Annotated in this window: 14 protein-coding genes and 2 rRNA genes (1 of these 16 only partly in view); 7 read left to right on the top strand and 9 right to left on the bottom strand. The window is 68.9% G+C overall.

All coding sequences use genetic code 11. The features are described 5' to 3' along the window. The first annotated feature begins 227 nt into the window (after positions 1-227). A complete protein-coding gene (locus EP757_RS16185; protein ID WP_127546943.1) occupies positions 228-1,883 on the top strand; it encodes a hypothetical protein in 1,656 nt (551 codons plus the stop codon). Here EP757_RS16185 and EP757_RS16180 read toward each other — a convergent pair. The 3 genes from EP757_RS16180 to EP757_RS16170 form a co-directional block, all read right to left on the bottom strand. Then, a complete protein-coding gene (locus EP757_RS16180; RefSeq protein WP_127546941.1) occupies positions 1,880-2,551 on the bottom strand; it encodes a 1-acyl-sn-glycerol-3-phosphate acyltransferase in 672 nt (223 codons plus the stop codon). The two genes, EP757_RS16185 and EP757_RS16180, sit on opposite strands and share 4 nt — an antisense overlap. 163 nt (positions 2,552-2,714) lie before the next feature. Next, complete coding sequence (gene ileS, locus EP757_RS16175) at positions 2,715-5,828, bottom strand: isoleucine--tRNA ligase (protein ID WP_127546939.1); 3,114 nt, start codon at positions 5,826-5,828, stop codon at positions 2,715-2,717. A 231-nt stretch (positions 5,829-6,059) separates the two neighbouring features. Further along, entirely contained in the window at positions 6,060-7,673 is a 1,614-nt protein-coding gene (locus tag EP757_RS16170; RefSeq protein WP_127546937.1) for a methyl-accepting chemotaxis protein, read from the bottom strand. Positions 7,674-7,785: 112 nt separating this feature from the next. Here EP757_RS16170 and EP757_RS16165 point away from each other — a divergent pair, with 112 nt between their 5' ends. The 4 genes from EP757_RS16165 to EP757_RS16150 are packed head-to-tail and all read left to right on the top strand — an operon-like array spanning position 7,786 to position 11,389. Then, positions 7,786-8,811: a helix-turn-helix transcriptional regulator gene (locus EP757_RS16165; protein WP_127546935.1), complete on the top strand. Its 1,026-nt coding sequence runs from the start codon at positions 7,786-7,788 to the stop codon at positions 8,809-8,811. Between the two features lie 36 nt (positions 8,812-8,847). Further along, positions 8,848-9,840: an ABC transporter ATP-binding protein gene (locus tag EP757_RS16160; protein ID WP_127546934.1), complete on the top strand. Its 993-nt coding sequence runs from the start codon at positions 8,848-8,850 to the stop codon at positions 9,838-9,840. Then, on the top strand, positions 9,837-10,607 hold the full coding sequence (locus EP757_RS16155) for an ABC transporter permease (RefSeq protein ID WP_127546932.1): 771 nt from the start codon (positions 9,837-9,839) through the stop codon (positions 10,605-10,607). The genes EP757_RS16160 and EP757_RS16155 overlap by 4 nt, the downstream gene beginning before the upstream one ends. Next, positions 10,604-11,389: an ABC transporter permease gene (locus EP757_RS16150; RefSeq protein ID WP_127546930.1), complete on the top strand. Its 786-nt coding sequence runs from the start codon at positions 10,604-10,606 to the stop codon at positions 11,387-11,389. The genes EP757_RS16155 and EP757_RS16150 overlap by 4 nt, the downstream gene beginning before the upstream one ends. 50 nt (positions 11,390-11,439) lie before the next feature. On the opposite strand, the gene ndk is transcribed toward EP757_RS16150, so the two are convergent. Continuing rightward, positions 11,440-11,856, bottom strand: coding sequence for a nucleoside-diphosphate kinase (gene ndk / locus EP757_RS16145; RefSeq protein WP_127546928.1), 417 nt, complete (start codon positions 11,854-11,856; stop codon positions 11,440-11,442). 139 nt (positions 11,857-11,995) lie between these two features. Here ndk and EP757_RS44800 point away from each other — a divergent pair, with 139 nt between their 5' ends. Next, on the top strand, positions 11,996-14,983 hold the full coding sequence (locus EP757_RS44800) for a VOC family protein (RefSeq protein WP_370457825.1): 2,988 nt from the start codon (positions 11,996-11,998) through the stop codon (positions 14,981-14,983). A gap of 56 nt (positions 14,984-15,039) precedes the next feature. Here the strand turns inward: EP757_RS44800 and EP757_RS16135 are convergent, their stop codons facing one another. Genes EP757_RS16135 through EP757_RS16125 form a run of 3 tightly spaced genes read right to left on the bottom strand, consistent with a single transcriptional unit; the run spans position 15,040 to position 19,345 of the window. Then, complete coding sequence (locus EP757_RS16135; protein WP_127546926.1) at positions 15,040-15,393, bottom strand: DUF4233 domain-containing protein; 354 nt, start codon at positions 15,391-15,393, stop codon at positions 15,040-15,042. Beyond that, the gene (locus tag EP757_RS16130) at positions 15,390-16,718 is read right to left on the bottom strand and encodes a folylpolyglutamate synthase/dihydrofolate synthase family protein (RefSeq protein WP_127546924.1); all 1,329 of its coding nucleotides are present in this window, start codon (positions 16,716-16,718) and stop codon (positions 15,390-15,392) included. Before EP757_RS16130 ends, EP757_RS16135 begins: the two co-directional genes overlap by 4 nt. Further along, a complete protein-coding gene (locus EP757_RS16125) occupies positions 16,715-19,345 on the bottom strand; it encodes a valine--tRNA ligase (protein ID WP_127546922.1) in 2,631 nt (876 codons plus the stop codon). Before EP757_RS16125 ends, EP757_RS16130 begins: the two co-directional genes overlap by 4 nt. Positions 19,346-19,406: 61 nt before the next feature. Here EP757_RS16125 and EP757_RS16120 point away from each other — a divergent pair, with 61 nt between their 5' ends. Beyond that, positions 19,407-20,105 carry a hypothetical protein gene (locus tag EP757_RS16120; RefSeq protein WP_127546920.1) on the top strand — a complete coding sequence of 233 codons (699 nt, stop codon included), beginning with the start codon at positions 19,407-19,409 and terminating at the stop codon, positions 20,103-20,105. Between the two features lie 74 nt (positions 20,106-20,179). Here the strand turns inward: EP757_RS16120 and rrf are convergent. Together rrf and EP757_RS16110 are read right to left on the bottom strand one after the other, a co-directional pair. Beyond that, positions 20,180-20,296: ribosomal RNA gene (gene rrf, locus EP757_RS16115) — 5S ribosomal RNA — on the bottom strand. 113 nt (positions 20,297-20,409) lie between these two features. Continuing rightward, positions 20,410-22,532: ribosomal RNA gene (locus EP757_RS16110) — 23S ribosomal RNA — on the bottom strand; it runs 994 nt beyond the window's last position.

Here is a 22,532-nt window from a genome sequence, read left to right as displayed (position 1 = left end):
TTGAAAACACTCGATCTCCGAGGGGTGACTCCGGGCACTTTCCGGTCCGGGAACCGGCTGAATGCAAAGTCCGGGTAACCATACGACTCCGGAGCGTTCAGCACATCGCCCCCGTTGTCCGCCATTCGTGCACAGCATCCGGATCCGGCACGGCCGTCCCACTGGCACACCACACCTAACCTGGGAGAAGACGCTCGACCCCTGGGGGCACAGGAGGAGATCGAAAAATGGCCGACGAGCAGCCGCTCGACACGACCGCGGCCATCGGAATGCCCGAAGAGACCGGGACGACCGATTCCGAGGACCCGAAGACGCTGACCATGCCGGCCCGGTGGAGCGGCGCCGCCGCGATCCCGGAGGCCGGACCGCGCCGATCCGCGTGGGGACGGCTGCGCGACCGGGCGGCCGATCTTGCGGGCGGACGAGGTGCCGGACGATCCGGCGGACGATCACGGGGCGACGAGGCCTGGCCGACGATGCCGGCCGTCGATCCCTGGGCGGATCAGCCCACCCAGGTGTGGGACGAGGCGTATACGTCCGTTCCGGCGGCGACACCGGGACCGGAGACCCAGCCCGTACCGGGGACTTCGCCCGTGCCGGGGACTTCGCCCATGCCGGGGACTTCGCCCGTACCGGCGGAGGAGCCGCCGCCGACCCGCCTGGATGCGCCCGCCGAAGGCTTGCGGCAGGAGCGGATGGCGGCGCTGAACGCGAAGCTGGACGCCGCTTCGGCTGCCGCCGACGTGGTGGAGAGGAAGGCCGCCGAGGCCGCGAAGGCCGCTGCGGCGACGGCTGCCGCGAAGGCCGAGGCGGCGCGGGCCGCGGTCGCGCGGAAGCTGGCCGAACGAGCCGAGGAGAAGGCCCGGGCAGCGGCACAGTCCTCGGCCACCGGGCCGGGCCAGGCGGCCACGCCGGGGTCCGCCACCACGCTGGGGTCCGCCACCACGCCGGGGCAGGCCGCCACGCCGGGGCCTGCCACCACGCCCTTCGCCGCTCCCAAGCCGACCACTACGCCCTTCGCCGCTCCGAAGCCGGGCGCGAGGCCGGGCGCGAACCCGGGCGCGAAGCCGGGCGCGAAGCCGGGCGCGACCCCGGGCGCGAAGCCGACCACCACACCGTTCGCCGCGCCGAAGCCGGCCATGACGAAGCCGGCCGGCAAGCGGCGCTTCTGGCAGCGTCCGGCCGCGCCGGCTCCGAGGTCCACGATGGGTCCGCAGCCGCTCATCAAGCCGCGAACCCCGGTTCAGCCGCGGCGGCCGATGTCGCCGCCGAACCCGGCGCCCTGGACGGCCCGGCCGACGCCGAAGCCCAAGCGGCGGGGATTCATCCGCCGTACGCTGCGCCGGCTCACCATCTTCACGGTGGTCATGATGGTGCTCTGCTGTGGCGCGCCGCTGGCCTACTGGCAGATCCCGGCGGCCCGGCAGTTCCCGGTCAGCGCGGTCCTGCCGGACTCCTTCTCGGACCTGGTCCTGCGCGAGACCGAGTCGGCGAAACGGGCGGTCGAGCGGCTCGCCGAGCAGTTGCAGGACTCCGGATCGTCAGCGAACGCGTTCGCCGGGGTCTACGCCGACGGCGACGGCAAGCGGGTCACGCTCTTCGGCGCCACCGGTTTCCGGCTCACCCCGGGCGCCGACGTCACGGCGCAACTCGATCGGCTGAGCGGCGAGCTGAACCTCACCGACGTGTCCGATTACGACACCGGCGAGTTCGGGGTGCACGAGCAGTGCGGGACCGGGCGGCTGGACGGCACCGCGGTGGTGGCGTGCTCGTGGGCCGACCACGGCAGCCTCGCCACGGCGCTGCTCACCCGGCGGTCGCTCGACGAGAGCGCCGCGCTGGTGGCCCAGCTCCGTGACGAGGTCCTGGTCCCGGCGTTCTAGTCCTCGGCCTTCTTGGGGGCGTAACGAGGAACGTATTCCTGGCCGGTCAGCTTCTGGATCTCACCCATCACCTGGTCGGTGAGCTCGCGCAGCGCGGTCCGGTCGTCAGCGCGGCCGACCGTCTCGATCGGCTTGCCGAACTTGATCGTCACGGTGTTGCGCATCAGCTTCGGGTAGACCTGGCCGATCGGCTGGACCTTCTCGGTGCCGATCATGCCGACCGGGATGATCGGCACACCGGCCGCCACCGCGAGCCGGGCCACGCCGGTCCGGCCGCGGTAGAGCTTGCCGTCCGGCGAGCGGGTGCCCTCGGGGTAGACCGCGACCAAGTCGCCGTCCTTGAGCGCGGGGATCGCGGCGTCGAACGCGGTGAGCGCGGCCCGGCCACCGGCGCGCTCCACCCGGATCGCGCCGAGGCCCTCCATCAGTTTGCGGTTGAGGAAGCCCTTCACCCCGGTGCCGGTGAAGTAGTCGGACTTGGCCCAGAACGCCAGGTGGCGCGGGACCACGGCGCCGAGGAAGAGCTCGTCAGCGACGGAGAGGTGGTTGCCGGCGAAGATCGCCCCACCGTTGGTCGGGATGTGCTCGAGGCCTTCGACGGTCGGCCGCCAGCCAGTCATCAACGGCACGCCGACGATGATCTTGCCGATTGAGTAGATCAGCGGCAACTCGTCCTCCGGAGCACACAGGTGTGCGTAAGTAGGGATGGGGTGTTGTGAGGTTATCGGACCGGAGCGCCGATGTACCTAATGATCTTGGACCGAAGCCCGGACATTCGCCCCCACCAGGCGAACATCCGGGCTATTCGGCGGTTTCTTGCACAGTGATCAATCACACTGCGGTGACGGTCACCGTCATCTGCTCGCCGTCGCCGACCTCACCGGCGAAGCCCTCCGTGCCGGAGGAGAACTCGAGCGAAGTCGCCAGGGTCTCCCCCGCCACGAACTCCCGGTGCGCCTCGACGGCCGCGCGGACCGCGTCCGATGCGCCGATCACCAGCGAGATCCGGTCGCTGACGTCCAGGTCGGCGTCGCGGCGGGCCTGCTGCACCACCCGGATGACGTCGCGGGCCAGGCCCTCGGCCGCCAGCTCGGGCGTGACGACGGTGTCGAGCACGACCACGCCACCGCCGGCCGGCAGCGGCGCGGAGTTCTCCACGTCGGCGGCGACCAGCTTCAGCTCGTACTCCCCCTCGGCCAGGGTGACGCCGGCCGCGACCGGGGCGCCGTCGACGAGCTGCCAGTCACCGCTCTTCACGGCCTTGATGACCTGCTGCACCTGCTTGCCGACCCGGGGGCCGAGCGCGCGGGGCACCACGGTCAGGACCTGCTGGCAGTACGCCGCGACGTCGTCGGTGAAGACCACGTCCTTGACGTTCACCTCGTCCTTGAGCAGGTCGCTCAGGCCGGCGAGGGCCGAACCCGACGACGTGGCGACGGTCGCCGACGCCAGCGGAAGCCGGACCCGCAGGCCCTTCGCCTTGCGCAGCGACAGCGCCGCCGAGGCGACGTCCCGGATCGCGTCCATCGACGCAACCAGCTCGTGGTCGGCGGGGAACGCGTCCGCGTCGGGCCAGTCGGTCAGGTGCACCGAGCGGTCACCGGTCAGTCCGCGCCAGATCTCCTCGGTGGTCAGCGGCGCGAGCGGCGCCACCACCCGGCAGAGGGTCTCCAGCACCGTGGCGAGGGTGTCGAACGCGTCCTCGTCGCCGTCCCAGAACCGGTCGCGCGAGCGGCGGACGTACCAGTTGGTGAGGGCGTCCAAGAACGAACGGACAGATCCGGCAGCGCCGGAGATGTCGTAGTCGTCCATCTGCTTCTGGACGTCCGTGACCAGCTCACGCGTCTTGGCAAGCACGTAACGGTCGAGCAGATGCTCCGAGTCCGTCCGGAACCGAGCCTCGTAACCCGAAGCGTTCGCGTAGAGGCTGAAGAAGTACCAGACGTTCCACAGCGGCAACAGCACCTGGCGCACCGAGTCGCGGATCGCCACCTCGGTGACCGGCATGTCGCCACCCCGCAGCACCGGCGACGACATCAGCATCCAGCGCATCGCGTCCGAGCCGTACGAGTCGAACACCCGGTACACGTCCGGGTAGTTGCGCAGCGACTTCGACATCTTCCGGCCGTCCTCGCCCAGCAGGATGCCGTGGCTCAGGCAGTTCCGGAAAGCCGGCCGGTCGAAGAGCGCGGTCGCCAGCACGTGCATGGTGTAGAACCAGCCGCGGGTCTGGCCGATGTACTCGACGATGAAGTCGCCCGGGTAGTGGTGCTCGAACCAGTCCTTGTTCTCGAACGGGTAGTGCACCTGCGCGAACGGCATCGAGCCCGACTCGAACCAGCAGTCGAGCACCTCCGGCACCCGGCGCATGACCGACTTGCCGGTCGGGTCGTCCGGGTTCGGCCGGGTCAGGTCGTCGACGTACGGGCGGTGCAGATCGGTGACCTTCACGCCGAAGTCGCGCTCCATGTCCTCGAACGAGCCGTAGACGTCGACGCGCGGGTAGTTCGGGTCGTCCGACTTCCACACCGGGATCGGTGATCCCCAGAAGCGGTTCCGGGAGATCGACCAGTCGCGGGCGTTCGCCAGCCACTTGCCGAACGAGCCGTCCTTGATGTGCGACGGCGTCCAGCTGATCTCCTGGTTCAGCTCGACCATCCGGTCCCGGAACTGGGTGACCGCCACGAACCAGGACGACACCGCCTTGTAGACCAGCGGGGTGTCGCAGCGCCAGCAGTGCGGGTACGAGTGCGTGTACCCGTCGTGGCGCAGCACGGCGCCCCGCTCCTTGAGGACGGCGATGACCGGCTTGTTCGCGTCGAAGACCTGCAGCCCCTGGAAGTCCGGGACCAGCGCGGTGAAGCGGGTGTGGTCGTCGACGGTCACCACGGTCGGGATGCCCGCCGCGTTGCAGGTGTTCTGGTCGTCCTCACCGAAGGCCGGGGCCATGTGCACGACGCCGGTGCCGTCCTCGGTGGTGACGAAGTCGGCGCCGAGGACCTGGAAGGCGTTCTCGCCGCCCTGCTCGACGAGGAAGTCGAAGAGCGGGGTGTAGCGGCGGCCGACCAGTTCGCTGCCGGTGACCGTGCCGACCTGCTCGTAGCCTTCGAGCTCCTTGGCGTACGCGCCGACCCGGCCGGCGCCGACGATGAGCTTCTGGCCGTCCTTCTCCAGGACCGCGTACTCGATGTCCGGCCCGACGGCCAGCGCCAGGTTCGACGGCAGGGTCCACGGAGTCGTGGTCCACACCGCGATGTCCTCGCCGGTGTCCAGCCGGAACCGCACGGTCAGGGCCGGGTCGGTCCGGTCGCGGTAGACGTCGTCCATCCGCGTCTCGGTGTTCGAGAGCGGCGTCTCACATCGGAAGCAGTAGGCCAGGACGCGGAATCCCTCGTACACCAGGCCCTTCTCATGCAGCGTCTTGAACGCCCACATGACCGACTCCATGTACGCCGGATCGAGCGTCTTGTAGTCGTTGGAGAAGTCGACCCAGCGGGCCTGGCGCGTGACGTACCGCTCCCAGTCCTTGGTGTACGCGAGCACCGACGTGCGGCAGGCGTCGTTGAACTTGTCGATGCCCAGGTCGACGATCTGCGCCTTGGTGGTGATGCCGAGTTGCTTCTCCGCCTCGACCTCGGCGGGCAGGCCGTGGGTGTCCCAGCCGAACCGCCGCTCGACCCGCTTGCCCCGCATCGTCTGGTAGCGCGGGACCAGGTCCTTCACGTAACCGGTGAAGAGGTGCCCGTAGTGGGGCAGGCCGTTGGCGAAAGGCGGGCCGTCGTAGAAGACGTACTCGTTGGAGCCGTCCTCGCCGGCCGGGCGCTGCGCGATCGACGCCTCGAAGGTCTTGTCGGCCGCCCAGTGGTCGAGGACGGCACGCTCGACGGCGGGCAGGTCCGGCGACGCCGGCACGCCCGTGGCATCGGTGTGTTTCGGGTAAGCCATGGTTCCCCTCAAGCAGTCGTCGTGACTGCGAGGACGAGCCCTTTACGAGCCCGCGGTACCACCTCGCTTGGCGTGCCCGCAGACACGCCCGCTCATTCGTCCGGCTGGTCGCGCGCGCCGAAAAACGCCCGGTTCTACTAGGAGGACCGTTCTTCCGGAGGCTCCCCGGTGATGGCCGGTTCGTCGCCTGCGTGAGGACAACGATACCGGCCACCCCGGGATTCCCTGAACTCAGTATTTGAATGACGCCACGAGACCCCGGAGATCGCCGGCCATCTCGCCGAGCTGCCGCGCCGACTCCCGGGTCGTGCCGGCGTCCCGCGTGGTCGCGGCCGCGATGTCCGCCACACTCGCCACATTCGCGGCGATCTGCTCGGAGCCCTGCGCCACCTCGGCGACGCTCCGGTTGATCTCACCGGTGGTGGCGGACTGCTCCTCCACCGCCGCGGCGATGTTGCCCTGCAGCTCGGAGATCTCCTGGACCACACCGGTGATCCGCTCGATCGCGGCGGTCGCCTGCCCGGTGGTCTGCTGGATCGCGGCGATCCGGCCGACGATGTCCGCCGACGCCCGCGCGGTCTCCTGGGCGAGGTCCTTCACCTCGCTCGCGACCACGGCGAAACCCTTTCCGGCCTCGCCGGCCCGGGCCGACTCGATCGTGGCGTTGAGGGCCAGCAGATTCGTCTGCTCGGCGATCGCGGTGATCGTCTTGACGATCGCGCCGATCTCCTCGCTCGCGATGACGAGGTCGCCGACCGACTCCGAGGTCAGCCGGGCCGTCCGGACCGCGTCCGCCGCCACGCCCGCGGCCGACGTGGTGCTGCGCGAGATCTCGCCGATCGCGGCGACCATCTCCTGAGCGGCACCGGCCATCGTGCGCACGTTGCCGGACACCTCCCCCGCGGCGCCGGCGACGACGCCGGCCTGGTCGCTGGTGTCCCCGGCCTGGCCGTCCATCCGCCGGGCCGTCTCGGCGAGCTCCGCCGACGCCCCGGCCAGCGCGGCCGCCCGCTCTCCGACACCGGCGAGCATCTCCCGTACGGCGTCGCCGGCCTCGTTGAACGCCACCGCCATGTCGGTCAGCTCGTCGCGGCCGTCGACCGGCAGCCGCGGCGTCACGTCCCGCGCCGCCAGCACGCGCAGGGCCTCGCGGACCCGGGCCGCCGGCCGCTCGATGCTGGCGGTCAGCAGCAGGCCGAGCAGGACGGTCAGCAGGAGTGCCAGCGCACAGCCGATCAGCAGCACCATCCGCAGGCGCTCGCCGGCCGCGGTCAGCTCGGCCTGAGCCGCCCCGGCCCGCGCGTTCACGGAGTCCACCAGCGTGTCGGTGTTCTCCACGATCGCCAGGAAGACGTCGTACTCCTCGTTGTTGATCAGGGACGCGGCCTGCTCCACCGCGCCCGTCCCACCGGTGCGCAGCAACTCCACGACCTGGTCGTCGTACTCCCGGAACTTCGCGAAGTTGTCCTCGATGATCCCGAAGTAGCCCCGTTCCGCCACGGTGAGGTCGGCGCCCGCCACCACGGCGAGCTCGGCTTCCAGCGCCTCCAGCGCGTCGATGGTGCCCTTGCGGTTCTCCGAAGCCGGGTCGATCGCCGCGGCGTTGCCGTGGAGCGAGGCGTCCCAGCCGTAGGCCAGCTGCCACCCGCTCACGTCCGCGTTGCGGAACTTCAACTGCATCACGGCCCGGGTCAGGCCCTGCATCTCCTCGACCCGGTCCGCCGCCGCCGATTGTTCCCGCGACTCGGCGACACCGACGGCCGTCATCGACGCCACCAGCAGACAGAAAAGTCCGAACGCCGACAGCAGCCGCACGCGCAGCCGCATCCGACGAAGAAGATTCATTATTGCCTCGCTCTCTCCGCCACCTCGTCGGCAGCAGAGGTCCTACCTTTTAGTTCCTGAAACCTGAATCACTTTTTCGTACGAGGGGAGCACCGTTCCTAGACTGTTCCCCGTGATTCGGATCGAGCTGGATGAGCCGACGCTGGCGCGTACGCGGATCGCGATCAGCCCGCTGGCCGATCTGGTGTGCGGGCTCTTCCTGCTGCACCGGCACGCCGAGGTGCCGTGGCCGTACCAGCAGTGGGCGGTGAACGCCCGGCGGATCCTGCGCACCGATCCGGCGGTCCGGCCGGTCTCGCTCTACTTCGAGGTGCCGGCGAGCATGCCCGATTTCCTCGACCCGATCCCGCTCACGTCCGCGCCGACCATCGCCGACCAGCTGGAACAGCTCCGCGGCACTCCGCCGGAGGTCGTCGAGGAACAGCTGGCGCAGTTCTACGTCGGCGGCGAGCTGCTGGAGGTGTTCCGGCCGTTCCGGGACGACCGGGTGAACGCGCTGAACCGGCTGGCCGACGGGCTCGCCGCGTACTGGGACGCCGCCATCGCGCCGTACTGGCCGGCGATGCGCTCCGCCCTCGACGAGGAGGTGCTGCTCCGGGCTCGCGCGCTCGCCGCCGACGGCCCGGACGCCCTGCTGGCCCGGCTGCACGACCGCATCCTCTGGGAGCCGCCGGTCCTCACCCTGGTCAAGTCGATCGAGCACTCGTTCGAGGCGTTCGACAAGCGCCTGCTGCTGGTTCCGCTGATCTTCTCGCGCGGCGCGCTGAGCTGCTCCACCGATCACCCCGACGTGATGATGGTGACCTATCAGTCGCGCGGCGCCGCGGTGCTCGCCGAGGGCCCGGCGCCGGGCGTGGCGGGCACTCCGGAGGCGACCGACCGGCTGGCCGTCCTGGTCGGCCGGGGCCGGGCCGCGGTGCTGCGCGCCCTGGTCGTCCCGGCCACCACGACAGCGCTGTCGCGCTCGCTCGGGCTGGCGCCGAGCACGGTCTCCGAGCACCTCGCCGCGCTGCTCGCCGCCGGGGTGGTGCAGCGCCGCCGGGCCGGCCGGCGGGTCCTCTACGCCCTCGAACCCGCCGGGACCGCGCTGGTCACGCTGATCGGCGAGGATTCGGCGAGGACCGAATTCGTTTCCTGAACGGCCGGATCGTCCCAAGCTCTGCGTGTGGAAAGCGTGAGACGTGAATACGCCATCGAGGCGGAGGGCCTGCGGCGCACCTACCGCACCCGGACCGGCTGGCTGCGGCCCCGGAAGGAGACCGTCGAGGCGGTCCGCGGGGTCGACCTGACGGTCCGCCGTGGCGAGCTCTTCGGCCTCCTCGGACCGAACGGCGCCGGCAAGACGACCACCATCAAGATGCTCAACACGCTGCTGATCCCGACCGCCGGAACGGCCCGGATCTGCGGTTTCGACGTGGTACGGCAGACCCGCGAGGTGCGGCGCCGGATCGGGTACGTCTTCGGCGGCGACCGAGGGCTCTACGACCGGCTGTCCGCGCTGGACAACCTGCGGTACTTCGCCGAGCTCTACGGCGTCGCCGCGCGCGACCAGAAGCGCCGGATCGGCGAGCTGCTGGAGCTGGTCGGGCTCACCGGCCGGGAGCGGGAACGTGTCGAGGGCTACTCCCGGGGCATGCGCCAGCGGCTGCACATCGCCCGCGGCCTGCTGCACGACCCGGAGGTGCTCTTCCTCGACGAGCCGTCGATCGGGGTGGATCCGGTCGCCGCCCGGGAGCTGCGGCGGACCGTCGGCGGGCTCGCCGCGGCCGGCACCACGGTCCTGCTGACCACGCACTACATGGCCGAGGCGGACGAGCTCTGCGACCGGATCGCGGTGATCGCCGACGGCCGGATCCAGGCGCTCGGCACCCCCGCCGAGCTGCGGCGCCGGGCAGACGGGCGGCGGGTCGTGGAGGTCGAGGCGTACGGCGTCCCGGACACCGCGATCACCGCTCTACGGGGGCTGCCCGGCGTCCGCGAGACCGTCCTGGAGGAACGCGGCGCCCTGCAACTGCTGACCGTGCAGTCGGACGCCGGCGTGGATGTGCAGGGCGACGTGCTCCGCGAGCTGACCGGCGTGCGGCTGGGCCGGGTCAACAGCCGGGAGCCCACGCTGGAGGACGCCTATGTGGCGATCGTGAGCGTGCCGCTCGCAGGCGCCTCATGACGACCCTGCGCACTCTGCTGGTCGGCACCCTCATGCACGCCAAGCACATGAGCCGGTCATCGCTCGAGATCACGCTCGCCATGATCATCCCGCTGGTCCAGGCCACCCTCGCGGTCTATCTCTTCCGCGCCGCCGGCGAGCCGCACCGGCTGCTGGAGGCCGCTGTCGGCGCCGGGCTGATGGGCATCTGGTCGTCGGTGCTGACCGGCTCCGGCGGCGCCATCCAGAACCAGCGCTGGCACGGTACCCTGGAGATGATCATGCTGGCGCCGCGCCGGCCGGTCACCGTGATCCTGCCGATCACCGCGGCCACCGCCGTCACCGGCACGTACGCGCTGCTCGCCACCCTGGGCTGGGGACGGCTCGTCTACGGCATCCCGCTGGACATCGCGCACCCGCTCGCGTTCCTCGCCGCCGCCGTCGCCTGCGTGCTCGGCCTCGGCATGTTCGGCCTGCTGCTCGCCTCCACCTTCGTCCTGCTGCGCAACGCGAACGCCCTCGCCAACCCGCTGGAGTACCCGGTCTGGCTGCTCTCCGGGATGCTGGTGCCGATCAGCGTGCTGCCGGCCTGGACCGGCCCGATCGCCGCGATCCTTCCGACCACCTGGGGCGCCCGGGCACTGCGCGAAGCCACCAGCGGCGGCCCGGTCTGGCCCTCGATCGGCGTCTGCCTCGCGATCAGCCTGATCTGCCTCGCGCTCGGCGCCGCCTTCCTGACCTCCTTCGAACGCCGCGCCCGTGCGGCCGGAACGCTGGCGCTCTCATGACGACATTGCGGCTCATCGGCATCGGCGGCGCTCTCGCCTACCGGGCGCTCTTCAATTGGACGACCCCTGCCATGTACGCCGGAACGCTGCTCGCCGGCCCCACCTTCCAGTTACTGTTCTTCGCCTATCTGGGGCGGCAGCTCGGGGTGGCCGACGACACGTTCTTCATCCTGGGCAACGCGGTGCTGGCGGCCTCCACGGCGTGCGTCTTCGGCGGCACCATGGCGGTTTCCAACGAGCGGCGGTACGGCACGCTCGGACACGTCCTGCTCGCCCCGCGCAGCCGGACCGTCATCTTCTGGGGACGCGTCCTGCCGTACGCCGGGAACGGCCTGCTCATCGCCGCGTTCACCCTGCTGATGGGGGCTCTGCTGCTCGGACTGCGGATTCCGGTGGACGCGCTGCCCGGCCTCGCGCTGGTCCTCGCCGCGGCATCGCTGGCCTGCGGCTTCTTCGGGCTCACGCTCGGCGCGCTCGGCCTGCGGTTCCGGGACGTCTGGGTGGTCTCCAACGTCGCCGCGGCCCTGCTGCTCCTGCTGACCGGGGTGAACGTCCCCCGGGAGGGCCTGCCGGACTGGATGGTGGCCGCCGGTCAGGTGCTGCCGATCACCCACGCGGCCGAGGCGGCGCGCCTGCTCGCGGCGGGCGAGGGGTTCCCGGCCGCCGCACCGGCACTCGGCGCCGAACTGCTGATCGGGGCCGGCTGGGCCGTGCTCGCGGCTGTCCTGCTCAAGGTCTTCGAGGCCGAATCCCGGCGGCGGGCCAGCCTGGAGACGCTGTAGGGACTGAGGCGCCGCCCACACTCCGGCGGCGCCTCGTACAGAAAAAGGTCTTAGATCTTGGGGAACCAGAGGCTCAGCTCGCGCTCGGCGCTCTCCGGGGAGTCGGAGGCGTGCACGAGGTTCTCCCGGTTGGAGAGGGCGAAGTCGCCACGGATCGTGCCGGCCGCCGCCTTCCGCCCGTCGGTCGCGCCGATCATCGCGCGGACCACCTCGATGACCGAGTCGCCGGAGAGGACCAGGGCGGCGAGCGGGCCGCTCGTCATGAAGTCCTTCAGCGGTGGGTAGAAAGCCTTGTCGACGTGCTCGGCGTAGTGGGCGTCGGCGAGGGACGCGTCCATCGTGCGCAACTCCAGCGCCTCGATGACCAGGCCCTTACGCTCGAAGCGGGACAGGATCTCGCCGAGCAGGCCGCGGCGCACCGCGTCGGGCTTGATGAGCACGAGCGAACGCTCGGTGGTGCTGGTCACGCGGTTCCTCCGTAGCAAAGGGGCGGTGAGTTCAGCCTATCGGTACCTCGAAACCGGCGAGCGGCGATGTCCGGACTACCGCACTTTCGTAGATGAGGCGCAGGGCCATAACCTGACGGGAACAACCGGGAGGTCCACAGTGGCGAACCAGACCGGCCGGCCCATCGCCCCGGCCCGTAAGCTGGTGGCGGCGGTCATGGGCACGCTCGCGGTCTTCGTGATCGTGTACGGGCTCGGCATGTCGAGTTGGGCGGTCGCCCTCTTCGGCCTGGCCGTCCTCGTGCTCGCCGTCGTCCTCGCGATAGTCAACATGCCCCGCCGCGGCGGGCGCGCCACCGTGGCCGGCAACGCCGAGGTGAAGTCGATCCCGCCGGTGCCCCTCAACGCCGCGTACGGCCGGGCCGACATCGACGTGATCGTGGTGGCGCCCGGCCTCGGCACCTTCGACACGGTCCTCCGCGAATCCCGCATCCCGGTCGCCAAGTGGCCGGCGATCGGCGCGACGGTGCCGATCACCGTCGACGTCGACGACACCCGCCGGGTCCGCGTCAACTGGAACGACGCCCCCCTCCGCGACGAGGGCAGCGACCCGCCACCGCCGGCCGCCGCGGCGTACCAGGAGACCGAGGAACCCGACGACGACCTGCTCGGCGACATCGGCCCGGCGCCGTGGGAGGGCCGCGAGCGCGACTGGCAGTTCGACCAGGACGAGCCGCCGCCCCCGCCGCCGCCGCGCGCCGCCTACACGGCCGGTCCGACCACGCCGGTCGTGGTCCGCGACACCCCGGCCGGCACGATCGTCGAAGGTCAGGTGGTCGGCGGCGACGACGATCCTCCACCGCCCCTCCCACGCCGGGCTGCGGGAGCCGCCTTCGGCACCTCCGCCGACGACCCGATCCCGCCGCCGCCGGGACCCGCCTATGCCGCCCCTTCGCCGGGGTCGGCCTATGCGCCGCCTCCGCCTGGGTCAGCTCCGCCCGGGTCGTCTTCGTCCGGGTCGTCTTATGCGCCGCCTCCGCCTGGGTCGTCTTCGTCCTCGTCGGCCTATGCTCCGCCTCCGCCCGGGTCGTCTTCGGCCTACGCGCCGCCTCCGCCCGGGCCGGGTCAGTCCTCGTCGTCCTCCGGGTCGGCCTATGCGCCGTCGGCGTCGTTCGCCGGCGACGGGGCGTCGAGGCCCCGCGGTACTCGTCCCAGCCCTCGCCCCCGAGGCAGCGCGGCCACCGCGACGGTGGAGCGCGAAGACCCTCCCGCTCCTGCTCCTGCTCCGCACCAGCCGGCCGGTCCCGAGTCGTCCGCGCGGCCGGAGACCTCGGCGGAACCCGATCCCGACACGGTGCCGAACCCGGAAACCGTCGCCGATCCGGATGACACCGTCGACCGGGATACGGCCTCGGAGCCGTCCGGCCACCGGGACACGGCCTCGGAGTCGCCGGGCCGGGGGGCCGCGGCGGGGGCTGCCACTGCTGGGGCTGCCACTGCTGGATTCGTTGCGGGGGCCGCGGCTGCTGGAATGCCGCCTACGCAGCGCACGTCGACGGAGTCGGTAGCGGATACCACCTCGGCTTCCGAAACCACGCCTGCGGCTGCTGCCGAACCGGAGATCGATCTGCCGCTCGACGAGCCGCGTACCTCGTCCGGCCGTACTCGTTTCTTCGAGCAGCCCGGTAGTACGTCGAACGGTACCGAGACGTCCGGCAGTTCGCCGAACGCCGCCGCAGCGTCCGGTGCCTCGGAGGCCGACTTGGCTGCTTCCGCATCGGGCGTGCCCGACTCCGATCAGGCGGCGGCTGCGTCTGCATCGCCGTGGGCGTCCGACTTCGATCAGCCTGCTCCGGCTGCGCAACCGGAACCTGCCGCGGCGTGGCCTGCTCCACGTCCCGAGCCGGTTCCTTCGTCGACACCCGTAGCGCCTTCACCGGTGTCGCCGCCACCGGTAGCGCCTACGCCCGATCGCCCGTTCCCGACCGCGCCGCCGCCGGAGACCGCTACCGGCCCGGCCGCTCCCCGCGAACTCGACGACATCGACATCCCGCTGGACGACACCCCGACCGGCCCGATCGATGGCGGCCCGAACGACGGCGGCCCGAACGATCGCGGCTCGAACGACGCCGGCTCGATCGACGGCGGCTCGAACGACGGCGGCTCGAACGACGGCGGCTCAATCAACGGCGGCTCAATCAACGGCGGCTCGATCGACGGCGGCCTTCGTGAGGGCAGTCCTGAACCTGCGCCGGAAGATGCGCCTGCTGCCTCGGCTGCTGTCGCGGAGGACATCGTCGCTGCTCCGGCGCAGTCGATTCCGGACGAGACTGCTGTTTCGGATCTGGATGCGGCTGCCGCATCGAGGCCGGACGAGGCTTTCGAACCTGTGGCTGTGGCAGAGAGCGGTGCGGTCAGCAGCAAGCCCGGTGAGGCCGAGACTGGTGAGGCCGGATCCGGTGATCAAGGGGTCGGTGAACAGGGGCCGGGCGGGATCAGGGCTGCTGTTGCGGGGGCTGCCGGGGCGGTTGCCGGATTTGTCGCTGGGCGGGTCGGGTCCAAGGATCGGGGTGGCTCGCGTTCTGATGAGGCGGAGCGGTCCCATGAGGCTGGTTCGAGTGGGGAGGGGCCGGTTGGCGGAAGTGACGCCGAGAGCTCCGGCTCCGCTCGTACAGAAAAAGAAAATCCTTGGGGTGACTTCGGGGAGCGGCCCGAGCCGGACGCGCGCGCGGCCGATGTGATCACGGCTTATCCGAGTGCGCGGCCCGGACCTGCCGGGGCTATTCACGGTGTTGGCATCACGGTGCTGGTGACCGATTTGCATCAGTCGATCGCGTTCTACCGGGGCGTGCTCGGGTTCTTCGAGATCGACAGTGGGGACGGCAGCGCGGTGCTGGCGTCCGGCGATACGCGTCTCGTGCTGCGGACCGTGCACAGCCTGCCGGCCGAGGCGGGGCGGCTGATCCACCTCAACCTCGAGGTCGGTGACGTGGAGGCGGTCTACGAGGAACTGCGGGCGAAGGGTGTGAAGTTCGTGCACACGCCGCGCGTGGTGAACCGCGGAGACAAGCTGGAACTGTGGTCGGCGACGTTCCGGGACCCGGACAACCACAGCATCGCGATCACGCAGTGGCGGGCGATCCGCTGATCCCGACATGAAGAAACGGCCGGCCCTCGCGAGAAGGCCGGCCGTTTTTGATCAGATCAACCGAGGATCGTCCTGCGCACGTGCAGGGCATAGAGCCAGGCAAGCCCGAAGATCACGCCGACCGAGGCGACCGCCCAGTGCAGGAAGCCGCCGAGGAGCAGCAGCACCTGCAGAGCGCTGCCGGCGTGCCAGGCCCACGACCGCTTCATGCTGCCGGCCAGGGCGATCGCCAGCACCGTCGCGACGATCACCACGGCGATCGCGGCGCCCTTGCGTTCGCCGCCGATGATGCTGAGCGGGGCGATCGCGAGCAGCAGGATCAGCGCCTCCATGCCGAGCGTGGCGGCGCCGAGACCGCGGACCGCGCCGGCCGGATTCTTCAGGCCCGAGGGCTTCGCCTGGTCGGTCATCGCTTCAGCAGCTTCCTGGCATCCGCCACGGTGACCACCGAGCCGGTGATCAGCACGCCGACGCCGCTCAGCTCGCCGGACGCGTCGTCCTCCGCGAGGAAGACGGCCTCCGCGATGGCGTCCGGCATGTTCGCGGCCACCTTCACCCGGTCCTCGCCGAAGATGTCGGTGGCGAGCTGGGCGAGCTCGTCCAGCGGCATCGAGCGCGGCGAGCTGTTCTCGGTCACCACGATGCGGGCGACCACCGGCTCCAGCAGATCGAGCAGGCCGCTCACGTCCTTGTCGCCGAGGACCGCCACGACGGCGACGAGGTGGCGGAACGTGAACTCCTCTTCCAGCGCGGCCACCGTCGCGGCCATGCCGTGCGGGTTGTGCGCGCCGTCGAGCAGGATCGTCGGAGCGCTGCGTACGCGTTCCAGCCGTCCCGGCGAGTCGACCTGCGCGAAGCCCTCACGGACCAGGTCGACCTCCAGCTGCTTACCGGCGCCGGCGCCGAGGAACGCCTCGACCGCGGCGAGCGCGATGGCGGCGTTCTGCGCCTGGTGCGCGCCGAAGAGGGGCAGGAAGACCTCGTCGTAGACGCCGCCGAGGCCCTGCAGGGTGAGCACCTGCCCGCCGACCGCCTGGGCCCGCTCGATCACACCGAACTCGCTGCCCTCACGGGCCAGCGTGGCGCCCATGTCCGCGACGCGTTCGAGGATCGGCCGCATGGCCTCCTCGGTCTGCAGCGCGGTGATCACCGTGGCGCCGGAGTGGATGATGCCGACCTTGTGCCAGGCGATGTCCTCGATGGTGTCGCCGAGCCACTCGGTGTGGTCCAGCCCGATCGGGGTGAGCACGCAGACGCCGGCTTCGATGACGTTCGTCGCGTCCTCTTCGCCGCCGAGGCCGACCTCGACCACGGCGATGTCCACCGGTGCGTCCGCGAAGGCCGCGTACGCCATGGCGGTGGTCATGTCGAAGTAGGTCAGCGGTTCCGCGTTCCGCGCGTCGATCAGCTCGGCGAGCGGGGCGACGTCCTGGTAGGTAGTGACCAGCTGCTCCTCGGAGACCGGCTCGCCGTCCAGGCTGATCCGCTCGCGGACCGTCTCCAGATGCGGGCTGGTGTAGCGGCCGGTGTGCAGGCCGTGTGCCCGCAGCAGCGCGTCGATCATCCGGGCCGTGCTGGTCTTGCCGTTCGTACCGGTCAGATGGATCGCCGGGTAGGCCCGTTGCGGGCTGCCCAGCACGTCCATGAGATCCCGGATCTTCTGCATGTCGAAGACCATGCGGGTGAAACCGCGCTGGTTCAGCGCGGCCTCGACCTCTGAATATTCTGAGCTCATGCTGACGGCAACGCTTCCAGGGCCGCGGCAATTCGCACCAGGTCCGCCTCGGCGGTCGCCAGCCGGTCCTTGATCTTGGCGACTACCTGTTCGGGGGCCTTGCCGATGAACGACTCGTTGCCGAGTTTGGCCCGGCACTGGGTCGCCTCCTTCTCGGCGGCGGCGCGGTCCTTCTCCAGCCGGGCACGCTCAGCCGCCACGTCGATCGCGCCACGGGTGTCCAGGTCGACGGTGATCGACCCGGTCACCGCGAGGGTCGCGGTCGCGGTGAAGTCGGCGCCGGGCGCGTCGAGCCGGGCCAGCGAGCGGATCAGCGGCTCGTGCGTGTCGATCCCGACGTTGCCGAGGCCGGTCAGTGCGGCGCTGACCCGCTGGCTCGGCTTGAGGCCCTGGTCGGACCGGAACCGGCGCACCTCGGTGACCACCTTCTGCAGGGCGGCCAGCTCCTCCTCGGCGGCGTCGTCGATCAGGTTCTGGTCGACGGCCGGCCAGGTCGCCTTCATCACTGTCTCGCCACCGGTGAGCGCGATCCACAGCTCCTCGGTGACGAACGGGATGACCGGGTGGAGCAGCCGCAGCAGCTGGTCGAGGACGTGGCCGAGGACCTTCTTGGCCGTCTCGTTCCCGGCGGCCAGGACCGGCTTGCTGAGCTCCAGGTACCAGTCGCACACGTCGTCCCACGCGAAGTGGTAGAGGGTGTCGCAGACCTTCGCGTACTCATAGCGCTCGAAGTAGTCGTTGACCTCGGCGATCGTGTGCTGAAGCCGGGAGAGGATCCACTTGTCGATGGCGGACAGTTCGGACTTGTCGGGGAGCTCGCCGCCCGCTGTCGCGCCGTTCATCATCGCGAACCGGGTGGCGTTCCAGAGCTTGTTGCAGAAGTTCCGCGAGCCCTGGCACCACTCCTCGCTCACCGGCACGTCCGAGCCGGGGTTGGCGCCGCGGGCCAGGGTGAAGCGGGTGGCGTCGGCGCCGTAGCGGTCGATCCAGTCCAGCGGGTCGACGACGTTGCCGAACGACTTCGACATCTTCTTGCCGAACTGGTCACGCACCATGCCGTGCAGGTTGACCACGTCGAACGGCTGCTTGCCGTCCATCGCGTACAGACCGAACATCATCATCCGGGCGACCCAGAAGAAGAGGATGTCGTAACCGGTCACCAGGACACTGGTCGGGTAGAACTTCTCCAGCTCGGCGGTCTTCTCCGGCCAGCCCAGCGTGGAGAACGGCCACAGTCCGGAGGAGAACCAGGTGTCGAGGACGTCCTCGTCCTGACGCCAGCCCTCGCCGGTCGGCGGCGCCTCGTCGGGGCCGACGCAGACGACTTCGCCGGCCGGGCCGTACCAGACCGGGATCCGGTGTCCCCACCAGAGCTGCCGGGAGATGCACCAGTCGTGCATGTTGTCGACCCAAGCGAAGTAGCGCTTGGACAGCTCGGCCGGCTCGATCTTCACGCGACCGTCGCGCACCGCGTCGCCGGCGGCCTTCGCCAGCGGGCCGGTCTTGACGAACCACTGCAGCGAGAGGCGCGGCTCCACGGTGGTCTTGCAGCGCGAGCAGTGGCCGACCGAGTGCAGGTAGGGCCGCTTCTCGGCGACGATTCGGCCCTGCTCCCGCAGAGCGTCGACGATCGCCGGACGCGCCTCATAACGATCAAGACCTTCGAACGGCCCCGGTACGGTGATGACGGCGCGCTCGTCCATGACGGTGAGGCTGGGCAGGTCGTGCCTCTGCCCGATCTCGAAGTCGTTCGGATCGTGCGCCGGGGTCACCTTCACCGCGCCGGTCCCGAACGTGGGATCGACGTGCTCGTCGGCGACGATCGGGATGCGGCGGCCGGTCAGCGGAAGCTCCACCTCGGTGCCGATCAGGTGCTGGTAACGCTCGTCGTCGGGGTGCACCGCCACCGCGGTGTCACCGAGCATCGTCTCCGCCCGGGTGGTGGCGACGACGATCGAGTTCGCGCCTTCGCCGTACCGGATCGAGACGAGCTCGCCCTCGTCGTCGCTGTGCTCCACCTCGATGTCGCTGAGCGCGGTGAGGCAGCGCGGACACCAGTTGATGATCCGGTTCGCACGGTAGATCAGGTCGTCGTCGAACATCCGCTTGAAGATGGTCTGGACGGCTCGGGACAGGCCTTCGTCCATCGTGAAGCGCTCGCGCGTCCAGTCGACGGAGTCACCCAGCCGCCGCATCTGCCCGAGGATCGCGCCACCGGACTCGGCCTTCCACTCCCAGACCTTCTCGACGAACTTCTCCCGGCCCAGGTCATGACGGGACAGCTGCTGGGAGGCAAGTTTGCGCTCGACGACGTTCTGCGTGGCGATACCCGCGTGGTCCATGCCGGGCAGCCACAGCACCTCGTAACCCTGCATGCGCTTGAGGCGCACCAGGGTGTCCTGGATGGTGTGGTCGAGGGCGTGGCCCACGTGCAGCGACCCCGTCACGTTGGGCGGGGGGATGACGATAGTGAACGGCGGCTTGTCGCTCTTGGGGTCCGCCGTGAAGTAGCCCTCCGATACCCAACGCTCGTACCGCCGCTGCTCTACCTCGCCCGGCTGGTACTGGGCGGAGAGGCCACCGGTGGGCCGGCTGTCGGGAGTACGGGTTTCGGTCTCATCGGTCACCCGACAAGTCTACGGAGCCGACTTCCGTACCTTGTCCCTCGGGGGAGGATAGGCTCGCGTGATGTCTTCCCCCGCCGACTCCCCGGAACCTGTTCTGCAGGACGCGCGTGCTCCACAAGCCGAACCGGAACCGATCGAGATCAGTGCAGGGCCGTTCCAACTGGCCGAGACGTCCGACGACGAGCGCGATCACGAAGCCGCCAACCGCCGCAAGGTCCGGACCGTTCTCCTGTCCGGCCTGCTGGTGATCACCGCGGCCGGCCTGGCGACCCTCGCCTACGTCGGCTGGCAGGTGAACTCGCAGCGCCACACGACGCTCTCCACTCCCGCCACGATCGGCACGCTCACCCTCGACGACAGCGACGACGCCACCGCCACTGCCGACTACCTCCGCAGCGCCATCTCCGCGGAGATCACCATGGACAAGGCCGTCGGCGCCGTCTACACCACACCTGACGACAAGAACGTCCTCTTCTTCGGCGGCACCAGACTGCTGTGGTCGCCGGGTACGGAACTGGAGAACGCCTTCACTCTCCTGGGCGACGAGGAGGGCACCGTCACCGACATCCACGACGTCCCGGCCGGCGACCTCGGCGGAACGATGAAGTGCGGAACGACCAAGTCCGACGGCACCGATCTTCAGGTCTGCGGCTGGGCCGACCACGGAAGCCTCGCCGTGGCGATGTTCCTCGACCGTTCGTCCACCGAAGCCGCCCCCCTGATGCAGACGATTCGAGCCGCGACCCAGACCCGCGACTGATCCGCTTTTTCTGGTTTTCTGGGAAATACAAAAAGGCCCACCCGGTCGCCCGGGTGGGCCTTTCCATAAGTTGAGTCCGGCGGCGTCCTACTCTCCCACACCCTCCCGAGTGCAGTACCATCGGCGCTGGAGGGCTTAGCTACCGGGTTCGGAATGTAACCGGGCGTTTCCCCTCCGCTATGACCACCGAAACACCTTTCAGCACAGCGAAGAACCAGCAACCCGCGCCAGCCCGAGAGCCGGCAAACGAGGTGGTTGTTCGTTTGCTGTGAATCACACAGTGGACGCAAGCAGAAAATTTAGGGTGGTTAAGCCCTCGGCCTATTAGTACCGGTCAACTCAACACGTTACCGTGCTTACATCTCCGGCCTATCAACCCAGTAGTCTCCTGGGAGCCTTACCCACTCAAGGTGGTGGGATACCTCATCTCGAAGCAGGCTTCCCGCTTAGATGCTTTCAGCGGTTATCCCTTCCGAACGTAGCCAACCAGCCGTGCCCTTGGCAGAACAACTGGCACACCAGAGGTTCGTCCGTCCCGGTCCTCTCGTACTAGGGACAGCCCTTCTCAAGTATCCAACGCGCACGGCGGATAGGGACCGAACTGTCTCACGACGTTCTAAACCCAGCTCGCGTACCGCTTTAATGGGCGAACAGCCCAACCCTTGGGACCTGCTACAGCCCCAGGATGCGACGAGCCGACATCGAGGTGCCAAACCATCCCGTCGATATGGACTCTTGGGGAAGATCAGCCTGTTATCCCCGGGGTACCTTTTATCCGTTGAGCGACACCGCTTCCACACGCAAGTGCCGGATCACTAGTCCCGACTTTCGTCCCTGCTCGACCCGTCAGTCTCACAGTCAAGCTCCCTTATGCACTTACACTCAACACCTGATTGCCAACCAGGCTGAGGGAACCTTTGGGCGCCTCCGTTACCCTTTAGGAGGCAACCGCCCCAGTTAAACTACCCACCAGACACTGTCCCTCGACCCGATCAGGGCCGCAAGTTAGATACCCAAACCAACCAGAGTGGTATTTCAACAATGCCTCCACCTGAACTGGCGTCCAAGCTTCACCGGCTCCCACCTATCCTACACAAGCTAATTCGGATACCAATGTCAAGCTATAGTAAAGGTCCCGGGGTCTTTCCGTCCTGCCGCGCGTAACGAGCATCTTTACTCGTACTGCAATTTCGCCGGGCCTGTGGTTGAGACAGTGGGGAAGTCGTTACGCCATTCGTGCAGGTCGGAACTTACCCGACAAGGAATTTCGCTACCTTAGGATGGTTATAGTTACCACCGCCGTTTACTGGCGCTTAAGTTCTCCGCTTCGCCCCGAAGAGCTAACAGGTCCCCTTAACGTTCCAGCACCGGGCAGGCGTCAGTCCATATACATCGTCTTACGACTTCGCATGGACCTGTGTTTTTAGTAAACAGTCGCTTCCCCCTGCTCTCTGCGGCCATACCACGCTCCACCCGCAAGGGGCTTCACGCGTCCGGCCCCCCTTCTCCCTAAGTTACGGGGGCAATTTGCCGAGTTCCTTAACCACAGTTCACCCGTCGCCTCGGTATTCTCTACCTGACCACCTGTGTCGGTTTAGGGTACGGGCCGCTCGGAACATCGCTAGAGGCTTTTCTCGGCAGCATAGGATCAATGACTTCACCAGAACGGCTCGGCATCACGTCTCAGCCTCAATAGTGTGCGGATTTGCCTACACACCGGCCTACACGCTTACCCCGGCACAACCACCGGCCGGGATCATCTACCTTCCTGCGTCACCCCATCACTCAACTACTACCCACCGAGGTCCTAGCCGCCGCCGGCTCGGACCGAAGTCCTCCCCAGCATTGGGTAGTTAGTACAGTGAGGTTCGTCGTTGGCGCTCCTTTGCGGGTACGGGAATATCAACCCGTTATCCATCGACTACGCCTCTCGGCCTCGCCTTAGGCCCCGACTCACCCAGGGCGGATTAGCCTGCCCCTGGAACCCTTGGTCATCCGGCGGAAGGGGTTCTCACCCTTCATTCGCTACTCATGCCTGCATTCTCACTCGTGTAGCGTCCACGGCTGGATCACTCCGCCGCTTCACCCGCAACACGACGCTCCCCTACCCATCCACACACCTGCACACCAAGACGAATCTTGGAGCGGAGTTAATGTGTGAATGCCACAGCTTCGGCGGTGTGCTTGAGCCCCGCTACATTGTCGGCGCGGAACCACTTGACCAGTGAGCTATTACGCACTCTTTAAAGGGTGGCTGCTTCTAAGCCAACCTCCTGGTTGTCCATGCGATCCCACATCCTTTTCCACTTAGCACACGCTTAGGGGCCTTAGCTGGCGATCTGGGCTGTTTCCCTCTCGACTACGAAGCTTATCCCCCGCAGTCTCACTGCCGCGCTCTCACTTACCGGCATTCGGAGTTTGGCTGAT

The organism is Actinoplanes sp. OR16, from assembly GCF_004001265.1.
Taxonomy (GTDB): Bacteria; Actinomycetota; Actinomycetes; order Mycobacteriales; family Micromonosporaceae; genus Actinoplanes.
Note: the sequence above shows the minus strand (reverse complement) of the source record. Positions and strands in the feature narration are given on the sequence as shown.